The organism is Cytobacillus sp. Bva_UNVM-123, from assembly GCF_046351715.2.
Taxonomy (GTDB): domain Bacteria; phylum Bacillota; class Bacilli; order Bacillales; family Cytobacillaceae; genus Cytobacillus.
Window position 1 is genome coordinate 2029560 of the sequence record NZ_CM177772.1, and the last position, 13135, is coordinate 2042694.

Sequence of the window (13135 nt, forward strand, 5' to 3'; positions counted from 1 at the left end):
GAGGAGCATAAATGGATATAAAAGCAATGGACCTTTATTCAGAACTCCGTACAACAAAAATGGAATTACAGAAAAGCTTAGAAGATGAAAGCTGTTCTCCACTTATAAAGCCGATCATAAAGGCTGAGCTTCATGATATTGAAAGTACTCTTCAAAAACTAGAAAAAGGGAATTTTGGAATATGTGAGTTATCAGGAGAGCTAATGCCAATGGACTTGCTTATGAATGTGCCAACACTAAAATCTTTAAAGGATTGTAATGAATTAGATCGTTATTATCGGAAAGGAATTTATTAGCATCATATTAATATTAGTTTAGATAAACTGTGTTTTTTATACAGTTTATGCTAAAATGCAAAGGTAATGAAATAATAGTTGGAGGTTACCTTTGTGTTTTATTACATAATTGCTTTATTTATTATAGCACTAGATCAATTTACGAAATGGCTCATCGTGAAAAACCTTGAATTAGGAGATAGCATTAAAGTCATTGAAGATTTCCTTTATATAACCTCGCATCGAAATAGAGGAGCAGCATGGGGAATTTTGGAAGGACAAATGTGGTTTTTCTATGTCATAACAGTCATTGTCATTATCGGAATCATTTATTACATGCAAAAAGCAGCGAAAGGAAATCGGCTTCTAGGTGTATCATTAGCATTGATGCTCGGCGGCGCGATTGGCAATTTTATTGACCGTATATTTCGAAAAGAAGTAGTCGACTTTATTAATACATATATTTTTGGCTATGATTTTCCTGTATTCAATGTTGCAGACTCTTCCTTAGTTATTGGGGTAGCTTTATTAATGCTTCAAATGCTGCATGAAGAAAGAAAAATGAAGAAGGAGAAAACTCATGGAGAAAATGGAGCACATAATTCCTGAAGAGCAAGCAGGAGAAAGGATCGATAAAGTTTTATCAACATTGAATAAGGAATGGTCACGAACACAAGTTCAACTTTGGATTAAAGATGGATATGTTTCCGTAAATGGACAAAATGTGAAAACGAATTATAAATGTAATAAAGATGATGTGATTATTGTTCAAATTCCTGAGTTGGAGGAGCTAAATGTCATTCCTGAAGAAATGGATTTAGATATTTATTATGAGGACAAGGACGTTTTAGTTGTAAACAAACCGAAAGGAATGGTCGTTCACCCAGCTCCAGGTCATACGTCAGGAACGCTTGTAAATGGATTAATGGCACATTGTAAAGATCTTTCTGGAATCAATGGTGTAATGAGGCCCGGGATTGTTCATCGAATTGATAAAGATACATCAGGCTTATTAATGGTTGCCAAAAATGATTTAGCTCATGAAAGTCTTGTAAATCAATTAGTTGAAAAATCAGTAACGAGGAAGTATCGTGCCATCGTCCATGGCGTTATTCCGCATGATTATGGGACGATTGATGCACCAATAGCTAGAGATCAAAAGGACCGACAAAGTATGGCAGTAGTGGATAATGGTAAACGAGCTGTCACTCATTTTCATGTGATTGAACGATTTGCAGAATTCACTTTCATTGAATGTCAATTGGAAACAGGTAGAACTCACCAAATTCGTGTGCATATGAAATATATTGGATATCCACTTGCAGGCGATCCGAAGTACGGCCCACGTAAAACACTTCATATTGATGGGCAAGCTTTACATGCTGGGGTATTAGGTTTTATGCACCCGCGAACAGGTGAGTACTTGGAATTTGAGGCTCCACTGCCTGCTTATTTTGAACAATTAATTCATGAACTAAAAAATAGCCATTGACAACTGTTTATTCGTACTATAAAATGACGATAGTTGAATAAGCCCTTTAATACAGTCCCGTGAGGCTGAGAAGGAATCGGTTATAATTAAGGGAAAGAGCATTCCCCTTAATTTTGTTAAAATATCGTTATTCCTCTCACCAAATCGGTGAGAGGTTTTTTATTTAAAGATAAGAAAGTACAAAATTTATCACAGCAACAGTACTTGATACTATGGTATTTTACATTAAAGTTTATCCTAATTTTTTGCATTGAGTTGATTGGAGCGGAAATCAACGGACACGTTAATAAGAACATAATAAATATTTTGCAGTGGCTGAATAACTGGTCAAGGCGCTTACGCTTTTCTTAGAGGTGATAAATATGTCGCAAAAAGCAATTGTCCTAGATGAACAGGCAATTAGAAGAGCATTAACGAGAATCGCTCATGAAATCATCGAAAAAAACAAAGGAATTGAAGACTGTATTCTCGTTGGAATTCGAACAAGAGGAATCTATATTGCTAATCGTCTTGCAGAACGAATTGAACAAATTGAAGGCACAAAGGTTTCAGTCGGAGAATTGGATATCACGTTATACCGGGATGATTTAACCGTGAAAACAGAAAATCAAGAACCACTTGTTAAAGGTTCGGACATTCAAAAGGATATTAATAATCAGAAAGTCATTTTAGTAGATGATGTGCTTTATACGGGGAGGACCGTTAGAGCTGCTCTAGACGCATTAATTGATATTGGCAGACCTGCAGCCATTCAGCTTGCTGTACTCGTTGATAGGGGCCATCGTGAGTTGCCAATAAGAGCAGACTTCGTCGGGAAAAACATTCCTACCTCAAGTTCAGAAAGAATTGTTGTCGAACTTAAAGAAGTAGACGAAATGGATAGAGTTTGTATTTATGAAAACTAAATAACCCTTTTAAATGCAGTCCAGAGAGGCTGATAAAGGGAAGCAGCAATGGCTATATGTATTTTGCTGTACTCTTTTACCCTCTTTTGTGCATTTTAGCAAATGAGGGTTTTTTTATAAGAATTACTGAAGACTAGAGGATACAAGTTAGCAATCATCCATATTTTTACTCAATAGGTTATAGAAAAATCCTTACATAGGGAGAGGAAAAAATGAACAAGCCAATATTAGATATTAAAGATGTTCCATCACCACTACAATGGTTAACATTAAGTATCCAGCATTTATTCGCTATGTTTGGTGCAACAGTATTAGTACCTTATTTAGTTGATCTAGATCCAGCTATCGCTCTTATTTCAAGCGGCTTTGGTACACTTGCTTTTCTTATCATTACGAAATGGAAAGTTCCTGCGTATTTAGGTTCATCATTTGCTTATATTATTCCATTGCAAATGGCAGGAGAAGCTGGTGGAATTGGTGCCATGATGATCGGTAGCTTTATGGTCGGACTCTTATATGGAGTAGTGGCTCTCATTATAAAAAAAGGCGGCTATCGCTGGTTAATGAACCTCCTTCCTCCAATTGTTGTTGGACCAGTCATAATGGTAATCGGATTAGCGATTTCTGGAACAGCAGTAGGGATGGCCATGAATAATCCCATAACAGAAGAGTATAGTGTGCTACATTTTTCAGTCGCACTTGTGACTTTAGCTGTGACAATTATTTTGTCCGTCTATTTCAAAGGGATGATTAGTATGATTCCGATTTTAGGGGGAATTATTTGCGGCTATATTTACGCATACTTCGTTGGTGTTGTTGATTTGACTCCTGTGAAAGAAGCTGCTTGGGTTGCAATCCCTGATTTTGTCTTTCCTTTCGTCGATTATGATTTTAAAATTACCGCTGACCTTTTGCTTTTAATGCTACCAGTTGCTATTGTGACGATGTCTGAACACATTGGCCATCAACTAGTATTAGGTAAAGTCGTAAGTAAAGATTATATTAAAGACCCAGGTTTACATCGTTCTCTTCTTGGTGATGGAATGGCAACAATGATTTCCGCTATTATGGGTGGACCACCGAAAACGACTTACGGTGAAAACATTGGTGTACTCGCCATAACAAAAATTTACAGTGTGTACGTACTTGGAGGAGCAGCTGTTATTGCGATTATCTTCGGATTTATTGGCAAAATTTCAGCCCTAATTAGCTCAATCCCAACTCCTGTTATGGGTGGGGTTTCTATCTTACTTTTCGGTATCATTGCTTCATCTGGTTTGAGAATGCTTGTTGATAGTCAAATTGATTTTGGTGAAAAACGTAATTTAGTGATTGCTTCAGTAATTCTAGTTATTGGAATTGGTGGCGCTCATATTGATTTGGGTAGTTTTCAAATTCAAGGTATGGCACTAGCTGCGATATTTGGAGTAATTTTAAATCTAGTTTTACCTGGTCGACCAAAAATCGAAAAAAATATGTTTGAAACTGATAACTAACATCTTTTAAGAAAGTCCAGAGAGGCTAGCAAGGGTGTTGAATGCAGACTGCCGATATATTTTTGGCATATGTTTCAACTCTTCGACACCCTGACAATTGTCAGGGTGTTTTTTTAGAAAAATTAGTTATTCTTTTCCAAAATAGGAGGGTTCAACTTGAAACATTTACTAACCACAACAGAGTTATCAATTACTGATATTTATCAAATCTTAGCTGATGCACAGTATTTTCAAAAAGGTGGCAAATGGTTGCCACGAGAAAAAATCTTTACCGCGAATTTATTTTTTGAAAATAGCACGAGGACGAAATGTAGTTTTGAGGTTGCAGAGCGGAGATTAGGTTTTGAAACGATTCCATTTGAGGTTAGTACATCAAGTGTGGCAAAAGGAGAAACACTTTACGATACCGTAAAAACATTAGAGGCAATCGGTGTAAATTCAATTGTCATCCGACATGGCCAAGACCGCTATTTTGATGAATTAATAGGGAAGGTAAATGTTGCAGTAATCAATGCAGGTGATGGATGTGGTCATCATCCAACACAATCACTGCTTGATTTATTAACCATTCAGCAAGAGTTTGGTCGATTCGAAGGATTAAAAATAGCGATTGTTGGAGATATAAGACATAGCCGTGTAGCAAGGTCAAATGCAGACGCACTTGTAAGGCTTGGGGCCAATGTAGTTTTTTCTGGACCATTTGAGTGGTTTGATAATGAGATAGTTGAGCATGGCACATATGAAAAGATCGACACAGCCATTGAAACTTCAGATGTAGTCATGCTGCTTAGAATACAGCATGAGCGTCATAATGAAAAAGAAAAAAAATCTGCCGAAGATTATCATCATGCATATGGCCTAACTGTAGAACGAGAAAGCAGAATGAAGCAAGGGAGTATTATCATGCATCCAGCACCTGTAAATCGGGATGTAGAAATAGCTGATAGTTTAGTAGAATGTGAACGGTCGCGAATTTTCAAACAAATGGAAAACGGTGTATATGTTAGAATGGCTGTTTTAAAACGAGCCATTGAACAAGCGGAAGGGAGCGATAATCATGTCCATAATCATCAAAAATGGCCGGTTGCTTATTAATGATAATGAACAAATACAAGTGGATATTTATATTGAATCAGGAAAGATATTAGAGATAGCTCATCATATTGATAGGAAGTCTGAAAGAACCATTGATGCAAATGGGCGCTTAATTGCTCCAGGTTTTATTGATTTACACGTTCATTTACGCGAGCCAGGCGGGGAAAAAAAAGAAACGATTGCGACAGGTACGAAGGCCGCTGCAAGAGGTGGATATACTACAGTGGCAGCAATGCCAAACACGAGACCAGTTCCAGATACGAAGGAACAATTAGAGTGGTTAAATAAGCGAATTGAGGAAACGGCTGTTGTCAAAGTTCTCCCATATGCCTCAATCACTGTCCGCGAGGTTGGAAGTGAGCTAACAGATTTTCAAGCTCTAAAAGCTGCTGGGGCATTCGCATTTACTGATGATGGGGTTGGAGTTCAATCAGCATCTATGATGTTAGCTGCGATGAAAAAAGCTGCAGAAATTAAGATGCCGATTGTTGCTCATTGTGAAGAAGATACATTAATTAATAAAGGTGCTGTTCATGAAGGTGTATTTTCAAATAAACATGGTTTAAATGGGATTCCTTCAGTTTGTGAGTCTGTTCATATAGCAAGGGATGTGCTTTTAGCGGAAGCAGCCAATTGTCATTATCATGTATGTCATATAAGTACAAAGGAGTCTGTCAGAGTCGTAAGAGATGCAAAGCGTGCAGGTATTAAGGTAACAGCAGAAGTAACTCCGCATCATCTCCTATTATGTGAAGAAGATATACCCGGTTTAGATACGAATTACAAAATGAATCCCCCTTTAAGAGGAAAGGCTGATCAAGAAGCTCTAATTGCAGGCATTCTTGATGGAACAATTGATTTTATTGCGACAGATCATGCCCCACATACGGAAGAGGAAAAAGCTTGGGGAATGGAGCTCGCCCCATTTGGAATTGTGGGTTTAGAAACAGCTTTCCCACTTCTTTACACTCATTTTGTTCAAAAAGGAATCCTCTCCTTAAAACAGCTTATCGATTTATTTACGATAAGGCCGTCTGAAGCTTTCAATCTTACTTCAGGTAAAATCGAAGTAGGAGCGGACGCGGATTTAGTATTAATAGATTTAGAACAAACTGAAAAAATTAATATTGAAACATTTTTTTCAAAGGGGAAAAATACTCCATTCGCAAATTGGGAATGCAAAGGCTGGCCAATAATGACAATTGTGAATGGTCATATCGTTTGGGATAAAAGGAATGAACGGGCATGATAAAAAAGGAACAATGTAAGATAGTCTCACAACACGAAATTGCACAACATATTTTTGAGCTCACCCTTCAAGGTGAGCTCGTTCATGAAATGGGAGAACCAGGCCAATTTGTCCATTTAAAGGTTTCAGACAGCTCTAGTCCTTTACTTAGAAGACCGATTAGTATAGCGAATATTGAGCAGACTAAAAGTCAATTTACGTGTATTTATCGGACAGAAGGTAAAGGAACGACATTACTATCACAGAAGCAAAGTGGTGATGTTGTTGATGTATTAGGCCCGCTTGGTCATGGTTTTCCTGTGAATGAAGCCAAACGAGGGGAAACAGCCTTACTTGTTGGTGGTGGAATTGGGGTACCCCCATTATATGAACTATCGAAACAGCTTGTTGAACAAGGAATTAAAGTTATTCATGTTCTTGGATTTCAATCAAAAAGGGCTGTGTTTTACGAACAGGCCTTTACAAGTCTTGGAGATACTTATATTGCAACAGTAGACGGCACATATGGCTATAAAGGGTTTGTTACGAATGTGATAGAGAAGAAAAACTTATCCTTTGATATTTTATATTCATGCGGACCGACTCCAATGCTTAGAGCACTTGAAATGGAGTATAAACATAAGAAAGTATATCTATCATTAGAGGAACGTATGGCTTGCGGAATTGGTGCATGTTTCGCATGTGTATGTGAAACAGTGGATGATTCAACAGGTTACACATATAAAAAGATTTGTAGTGATGGACCAGTTTTTAAAGCAGGGGAGGTTAAGCTATGAAATCCTTGCAAACAAACTTGCCAGGTCTACAATTGAAAAATCCAATCATGCCAGCTTCTGGTTGCTTCGGTTTTGGGAGAGAATTTAGTCAACTGTATGATTTAAGCTTACTTGGAGCAATTATGATAAAAGCGACTACCCTAGAGCCTCGTTTCGGAAATCCAACACCACGAGTTGCAGAAACGAATGCTGGTATGCTTAATGCTATCGGGCTGCAAAATCCTGGTTTAGAAAAAGTGATAAATGAAGAACTGCTGTGGCTTGAGCAATTTGACGTTCCTATCATCGCGAATGTCGCTGGTTCAATGGAAGAAGATTATATAGAAGTCGCAAAAGAAATTTCCAAAGTACGTAATGTTCATGCTCTTGAATTAAATATTTCTTGTCCAAATGTCAAGACCGGGGGAATTGCCTTCGGCACAATTCCAGAAGTTGCAAAAAATTTAACGAAGAAAGTAAAAGAAGTATCTGAAGTGCCTGTTTATGTGAAGTTATCACCGAATGTTACAAATATTGTAGAAATGGCAAAAGCGGTTGAAGCTGGTGGAGCTGATGGACTAACGATGATTAATACGCTTCTAGGAATGAGCATTGATCTTAAAACAGGAAACCCCATTTTAGCGAACAAAACCGGCGGTCTGTCAGGGCCTGCCATTAAGCCAGTTGCCATTCGAATGATTTATGAAGTTAGCCAACATGTTCAGCTTCCGATCATTGGGATGGGGGGCATTCAATCAGCTGAAGATGTCCTCGAATTTTACTACGCAGGAGCAAGTGCGGTTGCGGTAGGTACAGCAAATTTTGTCGATCCATTTGTTTGTCCGACAATTATTGATGAATTGCCTGAGTTAATGAATTCCCTTGGATTTGATCATATATCTGAATGTATAGGAAGGAGCTGGAAGGGCCTTTGAGAACAACACCGATCATTGCGTTAGATTTTGCAAACAAAAAGGAAGTAATCCAGTTTTTAACTAAATTTGACGATGAAAAACTTTTCCTGAAAATTGGGATGGAACTTTTTTATCAGGAAGGGCCAGAAATGGTTTATAACCTTAAAGAAAAAGGTCATGATATCTTCCTTGATTTAAAGCTATATGACATTCCGAATACGGTGAAAAGTGCGATGAAGGGTCTCGCACGTCTTGGATGTGATCTTGTCACTGTTCATGCTGCGGGAGGCAAAGAAATGATGGAAGCTGCATTGGATGGTCTCACAGCGGGTACGGAATCGGGAAGAAAACGTGCAGCTTGTGTAGCTGTTACTCAGTTGACAAGCACTTCAGAAGAACAAATGAAATCAGAACAACTCATTCAAGTATCACTTGAAGAATCAGTCTTGCACTATGCTTCTTTAGCAAAAAGCGCTCATTTAGATGGTGTTGTTTGCTCAACTCATGAGGCAAGGTCGATTCGCCGATTACTTGGAGCTGATTTTTTAACAGTTTCACCTGGAATTCGGCTAAACACAGATGAAGCCCAAGACCAAAAGCGAGTGGCGACACCACAATTTGCAAAATCGGAAGGGGTTTCGGCTATTGTTGTCGGTCGCCCAATTACGCGATCAACAACTCCGTTTGAAGCATATTTACAGTTTAAGGAAGCATGGGGGATAAATAGATGATGAAATCAAAAATTGCAGAAAGCTTATTAGAAATTAAGGCGGTTGCTTTAAAGCCAAATGATCCTTTTACATGGTCATCTGGTATGCGTTCACCTATTTATTGTGATAATCGCTTAACATTGTCATATCCAACTGTAAGAAAGGAAATTGCAAGAGGCTTGCAAGAGCTGATTGGAGAAAATTTCCCTGAAGTAGAGTTAATAGCAGGGACAGCGACAGCGGGAATTCCTCATGCAGCGTGGGTAAGTGAGTTAATGAATTTGCCAATGTGTTATGTTCGATCAAAGCCTAAAGGTCATGGCCAAGGAAACCAAATTGAAGGAAAAACAGAACGCGGTCAAAAAGTTGTGGTCGTTGAAGATTTGATTTCTACAGGCGGCAGTGTCATAACAGCAGTAGATGCATTACGTCAAGCGGGCTGTGAAGTATTAGGTGTTGTTTCTATTTTTACGTATCAGCTAGAAAAAGGAATAAAATTGCTTGATGAAGCAAAAATTACAGCCTATTCACTAACTGACTTTGAAACGCTAACAACAATTGCTAATGAAAAGGGATATATTCAGGAAGAAGATTTAGCTAAGCTTTCAGAGTGGAGGCAAAATCCTGAACAGTGGAAGCAATAGTCATAATTTATTTTGTTATGGGGGGCTTACCGTCTGTCCCTCGGAAAGCGAAGCATCTGAAACGGAAATAAACGGACAGGCTAATAAGAACATAAAAAAAGTGAGAGTCCCTAAAGTTATACTTTTGGGACACACTCTCTCTTATTTATAAAATTGAAACCTTGCTTTTCAAAGGGTTTAGAATATTCTCTTTTTACCTTGCTCATCTTTTAGAATTTCTACTGCTTCTCTAAATCGCTGGGAATGAACTATTTCTCTTTGCCTTAAAAATCTTAACCCATCATTTAAATCAGGATCATCGCTCATATTAATAATCCATTGGTAGGTTGCTCTCGCTTTTTCTTCCGCAGCAATGTCTTCATATAAATCAGCAATTGGGTCTCCTTTTGCCTGGATATATGTAGCGGTCCAAGGTGAGCCAGCTGCATTTTCATAATAAAGGGCATTGTCATGGTTTGCATAGTGAGGAGCTAAACCAGCAGCAATCATTTGATCAGGTGTAGCATCTTTTGTAAGTTTGTAAACCATCGTTGCAATCATCTCTAAATGCGCAAATTCTTCCGTCCCAATATCTGTTAGTAACCCGATGATTTTGTTAGGGATTGTATAACGTTGATTCAAGTATCTTAAAGCTGCTGAAAGCTCTCCATCAGCACCTCCGTACTGTTCTATAAGATATTTTGCAAGAGTCGGATTGCAAGTACTCACTCGAACGGGATATTGCAGTTTCTTTTCATACACCCACATTTCGTCTCACCCCTTATTCATTCTTTCAAAATGCTTATCACTTTTAAACTTGCCATGGCCACGGTAGATCATCCCAATTCCAAGGGGTGCCTGAATAGCTATGACCGAAATGCATAAGTGGTCCATATTTACTTTCATATGCTTTTTTTAATTTTTTTCGTTCACTTGCATAATAATTAAATTGCTTTATGGCCTCTTCGTCATCGTTATGGGTGTCAAGGTATAACGTTAGTTCAACTAAGACAAAGTCAACAGCTTGTAACTGTTCTAATAATTGGTAGTATTCCGCTGGAAGCTGCTTCATGAGCCATGTACTCCTTTTGCTTTTTCAAAAGGACTGTAATAGGGGTCATAGAAGGCTTTCCATAATGTACCGGCCCTTAACGCTTCCATCGGTGTAAATTGCGGGAGATTATGCGGCTGAAACCCCATATATAAATTGGGAGGTGTTGAATAGGTTTTAACTGTTATTGGCTTACAAGGATCAAAGGGACTAATATACGGATAATATGTTTTTGTGGTTGTAAACATGCAATCCCTCCTTTTAATATACCTCTTATAAATATATGAATCATTTTCTTGTTTCATGTTATTTTTTGAAAGGGGACTTAAGTGTTTTAAACATTTGTGGGAAATTTGAAAAGAAAAAGTAGTTTCATGATTTTTGAGTGACAGGTTAATTGGAAATACAAGTATAAAAATGGGCGAGAACCTCAGCTATTCACGCATAGAGCGAGGGGCTGTCCGAAAACAAAGAGCCTGGCACCTCCAACACTTTATATAGATAAAAAGCAGTTAAAGCTACTCTATATATTGTGTTGTGAGGAGAGAGCCAGGCACTTATCGGACAGCCCCACTAAATTTATCTATTTCTTGCTTAGTGCAATAACAACTTCTTCATCTGGTGTCACATATACAGTTTGTTGATGATCATAAATGACAAATCCAGGTTTGGATCCGTTAGGTTTTTTAACATGTCGTACTTCGGTAAAATCGACTGGGACAGAGCTGGAACTACGTGCTTTGCTGAAATAAGCAGCTAATATTGCCGCTTCGATAATCGTTTGTTCAGAAGGTGCTTTACTGCGTATGACAACATGTGACCCCGGAATATCTTTTGTGTGAAGCCATATTTCATCTCTTGCAGCAAATTTATTTGTTAAATAATCATTTTGTTTATTATTTTTTCCGACTAAAATTTCAGTCGCATCTGAGGAAATGTAAAGGTCTAAAATAGTCTTCATATTTTGTGGTTTTTTACTTTGTTTTTTCTGGCGTGTTTTTAAATATCCACCCTCAATTAGCTCTTCTCTAATCTCTTCAACATCTTTTGGTGAAGCTGATTCGATCTGCTGAATTAATAATTCGAAATAGGCGAGCTCTTCTCTCGCTATGGCAATTTGCTCTTTTACAATATGAACGGCATTTTTCGCTTTTTGATACTTCGTAAAATATTTCTGTGCATTTTCAGAGGGCGTTTTTTGCGGTTCTAAAGGAATTATGAGAGTAGAACCATTTTCATCATAGTAATTGGTCACCTCAATCTCTTTCATTCCTTTTTGAATCACATATATATTTGCTGTAAGCAATTCTCCGTAAAGCTGGAGAATATTGGCATTTTCTGCTTCTTTCAATGTTGACTCAAGCTTCTCAATTTTCTTTTCATTTTTTTCCTTTTCATTACTAATGAATCTTTCTAAATCGTTACCCTGCTGCTTAACTCGATCTCTCTCAGCTTTACCGAAATAAAAGCGGTCAAGCATTTCGCTTAATGAAGCAAATTCTTTTATTTCTCCATGTAAGTGATCTAATGGGAAAAGATAGAATTGATCTTTCTGGTTGTTTGAAATAATTGAAGGCTTTATTTTTTGCTCCTTCAATAATTCGATAACAGCTAAAAAAGCTTTTGGTAATGTTGTTCGGTTGGCAAGCCCAGCTTGAAAGGTGATTTCCTTCGCAAGCAAGGGTGATATGCCGGCAAAATGTGTAACAAGCTGTTTATCAAGCTTTCCATTGTTAAAATCAATCATTCTTAAAAGATCATCTTCATCAGCCTCAAGAGGATTCAATTTATCTTGTTGAGGAGGAAGAACATATTCCTGCCCTGGTAAAATAGCACGAAAACTGTTTACAGCATAGGAAACGTGTTTAATACTGTCTAAAATAATATTTCTTGTTTTATCAACTAAAGTAATATTACTGTGTCTTCCCATTATTTCAATAATTAATTGTTTGTATGACGTATCTCCAATTTCATTTCTTCCTTTAACTTCAAAAATAATAATACGGTCTAAATTAATTTGGCGAATGTCTTCAAGAAAAAAACCTTCAAGATGTTTGCGTAATAACATACAAAACATCGGGGGCTCAGGAGGATTATCATATTCCTCACTTGTTAATTGTACTCTAGCATAGCTTGGGTGGGCTGATAAAAGCAACTTATGATTTTTTCCGTTTGCTCTTACTACTAAAATAATTTCATTTTTATAAGGTTGATGAATTTTACTAATTCTTCCGCCTTTTAATTCGTTGGCAAGCTCATTTGTCATTGCCCTCGTAAATAATCCATCAAATGACATTAGAAACATCCTTTTCTATTTAAAATAACTTCCATATGCAAGCCGCTTCCGTTTGACGCACAGGATGTGCAAATGAAGGTGTTGCCACAGGACGTGGCGTTTTTAACCTTCGTTCCTCTTATTGTCTAGCTTCAGCGGCTAGGGGCTCGAGGTCACAAGTCAATTCTCCTAGAAAGGTAAAGTACAACCTTTCCATGAGAATCGTCTTGTGCTTGTCGCCCCTGAACAAGCCGCTTCCGCTTGACGCACAGGATGTGCAAATGAAGGTGTTGCC

General features: G+C 37.8%; 15 protein-coding genes. 11 read left to right on the forward strand and 4 right to left on the reverse strand.

Annotated features, from left to right (window positions below):
- Positions 1-11: 11 nt before the first annotated feature.
- From KDN24_RS10000 to pyrE, 11 genes are all read left to right on the forward strand, one after another.
- Positions 12-296, forward strand: a complete 285-nt coding sequence (locus KDN24_RS10000; protein WP_409974715.1) for a hypothetical protein — start codon at positions 12-14, stop codon at positions 294-296.
- A 93-nt stretch (positions 297-389) separates the two neighbouring features.
- Positions 390-884 (forward strand): signal peptidase II, encoded by a 495-nt coding sequence (gene lspA, locus KDN24_RS10005; RefSeq protein WP_409974716.1) that lies wholly within the window; start codon positions 390-392, stop codon positions 882-884.
- Positions 856-1767: an RluA family pseudouridine synthase gene (locus KDN24_RS10010; protein ID WP_409974717.1), complete on the forward strand. Its 912-nt coding sequence runs from the start codon at positions 856-858 to the stop codon at positions 1765-1767. Before lspA ends, KDN24_RS10010 begins: the two co-directional genes overlap by 29 nt.
- Positions 1768-2129: 362 nt before the next feature.
- Positions 2130-2672 (forward strand): bifunctional pyr operon transcriptional regulator/uracil phosphoribosyltransferase PyrR, encoded by a 543-nt coding sequence (gene pyrR, locus KDN24_RS10015; protein WP_409974718.1) that lies wholly within the window; start codon positions 2130-2132, stop codon positions 2670-2672.
- A 212-nt stretch (positions 2673-2884) separates the two neighbouring features.
- Positions 2885-4168: a solute carrier family 23 protein gene (locus KDN24_RS10020; RefSeq protein WP_409974719.1), complete on the forward strand. Its 1284-nt coding sequence runs from the start codon at positions 2885-2887 to the stop codon at positions 4166-4168.
- 156 nt (positions 4169-4324) lie between these two features.
- Complete coding sequence (locus KDN24_RS10025) at positions 4325-5263, forward strand: aspartate carbamoyltransferase catalytic subunit (protein WP_409974720.1); 939 nt, start codon at positions 4325-4327, stop codon at positions 5261-5263.
- Complete coding sequence (pyrC, locus tag KDN24_RS10030) at positions 5226-6512, forward strand: dihydroorotase (RefSeq protein WP_409974721.1); 1287 nt, start codon at positions 5226-5228, stop codon at positions 6510-6512. Before KDN24_RS10025 ends, pyrC begins: the two co-directional genes overlap by 38 nt.
- Positions 6509-7288 carry a dihydroorotate dehydrogenase electron transfer subunit gene (locus KDN24_RS10035; RefSeq protein WP_409974722.1) on the forward strand — a complete coding sequence of 260 codons (780 nt, stop codon included), beginning with the start codon at positions 6509-6511 and terminating at the stop codon, positions 7286-7288. Before pyrC ends, KDN24_RS10035 begins: the two co-directional genes overlap by 4 nt.
- On the forward strand, positions 7285-8202 hold the full coding sequence (locus KDN24_RS10040; protein ID WP_409974723.1) for a dihydroorotate dehydrogenase: 918 nt from the start codon (positions 7285-7287) through the stop codon (positions 8200-8202). The genes KDN24_RS10035 and KDN24_RS10040 overlap by 4 nt, the downstream gene beginning before the upstream one ends.
- The gene (gene pyrF, locus KDN24_RS10045; RefSeq protein ID WP_409974724.1) at positions 8199-8912 is read left to right on the forward strand and encodes an orotidine-5'-phosphate decarboxylase; all 714 of its coding nucleotides are present in this window, start codon (positions 8199-8201) and stop codon (positions 8910-8912) included. The genes KDN24_RS10040 and pyrF overlap by 4 nt, the downstream gene beginning before the upstream one ends.
- Positions 8912-9535, forward strand: coding sequence for an orotate phosphoribosyltransferase (gene pyrE / locus KDN24_RS10050; protein ID WP_409974895.1), 624 nt, complete (start codon positions 8912-8914; stop codon positions 9533-9535). Before pyrF ends, pyrE begins: the two co-directional genes overlap by 1 nt.
- A gap of 177 nt (positions 9536-9712) precedes the next feature.
- Here the strand turns inward: pyrE and KDN24_RS10055 are convergent, their stop codons facing one another.
- From KDN24_RS10055 to KDN24_RS10070, 4 genes are all read right to left on the reverse strand, one after another.
- Entirely contained in the window at positions 9713-10282 is a 570-nt protein-coding gene (locus KDN24_RS10055; protein ID WP_409974725.1) for a manganese catalase family protein, read from the reverse strand.
- A 43-nt stretch (positions 10283-10325) separates the two neighbouring features.
- Positions 10326-10586, reverse strand: coding sequence for a spore coat protein CotJB (locus KDN24_RS10060; protein ID WP_409974726.1), 261 nt, complete (start codon positions 10584-10586; stop codon positions 10326-10328).
- On the reverse strand, positions 10583-10813 hold the full coding sequence (locus KDN24_RS10065; protein WP_409974727.1) for a spore coat associated protein CotJA: 231 nt from the start codon (positions 10811-10813) through the stop codon (positions 10583-10585). The genes KDN24_RS10060 and KDN24_RS10065 overlap by 4 nt, the downstream gene beginning before the upstream one ends.
- 335 nt (positions 10814-11148) lie before the next feature.
- Complete coding sequence (locus KDN24_RS10070; RefSeq protein ID WP_409974728.1) at positions 11149-12861, reverse strand: Rqc2 family fibronectin-binding protein; 1713 nt, start codon at positions 12859-12861, stop codon at positions 11149-11151.
- Positions 12862-13135: the final 274 nt, after the last annotated feature.

Excerpts from the sequence above, each read along its gene's own strand:
- KDN24_RS10010 (WP_409974717.1), top strand. The coding sequence starts at position 856 with ATGGAGAAAATGGAGCACATAATTCCTGAAGAGCAAGCAGGAGAAAGG.
- KDN24_RS10035 (WP_409974722.1), top strand. The coding sequence starts at position 6,509 with ATGATAAAAAAGGAACAATGTAAGATAGTCTCACAACACGAAATTGCA.
- pyrR (WP_409974718.1), top strand. The coding sequence starts at position 2,130 with ATGTCGCAAAAAGCAATTGTCCTAGATGAACAGGCAATTAGAAGAGCA.
- KDN24_RS10065 (WP_409974727.1), bottom strand. The coding sequence starts at position 10,813 with ATGTTTACAACCACAAAAACATATTATCCGTATATTAGTCCCTTTGAT.
- KDN24_RS10040 (WP_409974723.1), top strand. The coding sequence starts at position 7,285 with ATGAAATCCTTGCAAACAAACTTGCCAGGTCTACAATTGAAAAATCCA.
- pyrE (WP_409974895.1), top strand. The coding sequence starts at position 8,912 with ATGAAATCAAAAATTGCAGAAAGCTTATTAGAAATTAAGGCGGTTGCT.
- pyrC (WP_409974721.1), top strand. The coding sequence starts at position 5,226 with ATGTCCATAATCATCAAAAATGGCCGGTTGCTTATTAATGATAATGAA.
- KDN24_RS10055 (WP_409974725.1), bottom strand. The coding sequence starts at position 10,282 with ATGTGGGTGTATGAAAAGAAACTGCAATATCCCGTTCGAGTGAGTACT.
- KDN24_RS10000 (WP_409974715.1), top strand. The coding sequence starts at position 12 with ATGGATATAAAAGCAATGGACCTTTATTCAGAACTCCGTACAACAAAA.
- KDN24_RS10060 (WP_409974726.1), bottom strand. The coding sequence starts at position 10,586 with ATGAAGCAGCTTCCAGCGGAATACTACCAATTATTAGAACAGTTACAA.
- KDN24_RS10070 (WP_409974728.1), bottom strand. The coding sequence starts at position 12,861 with ATGTCATTTGATGGATTATTTACGAGGGCAATGACAAATGAGCTTGCC.
- KDN24_RS10020 (WP_409974719.1), top strand. The coding sequence starts at position 2,885 with ATGAACAAGCCAATATTAGATATTAAAGATGTTCCATCACCACTACAA.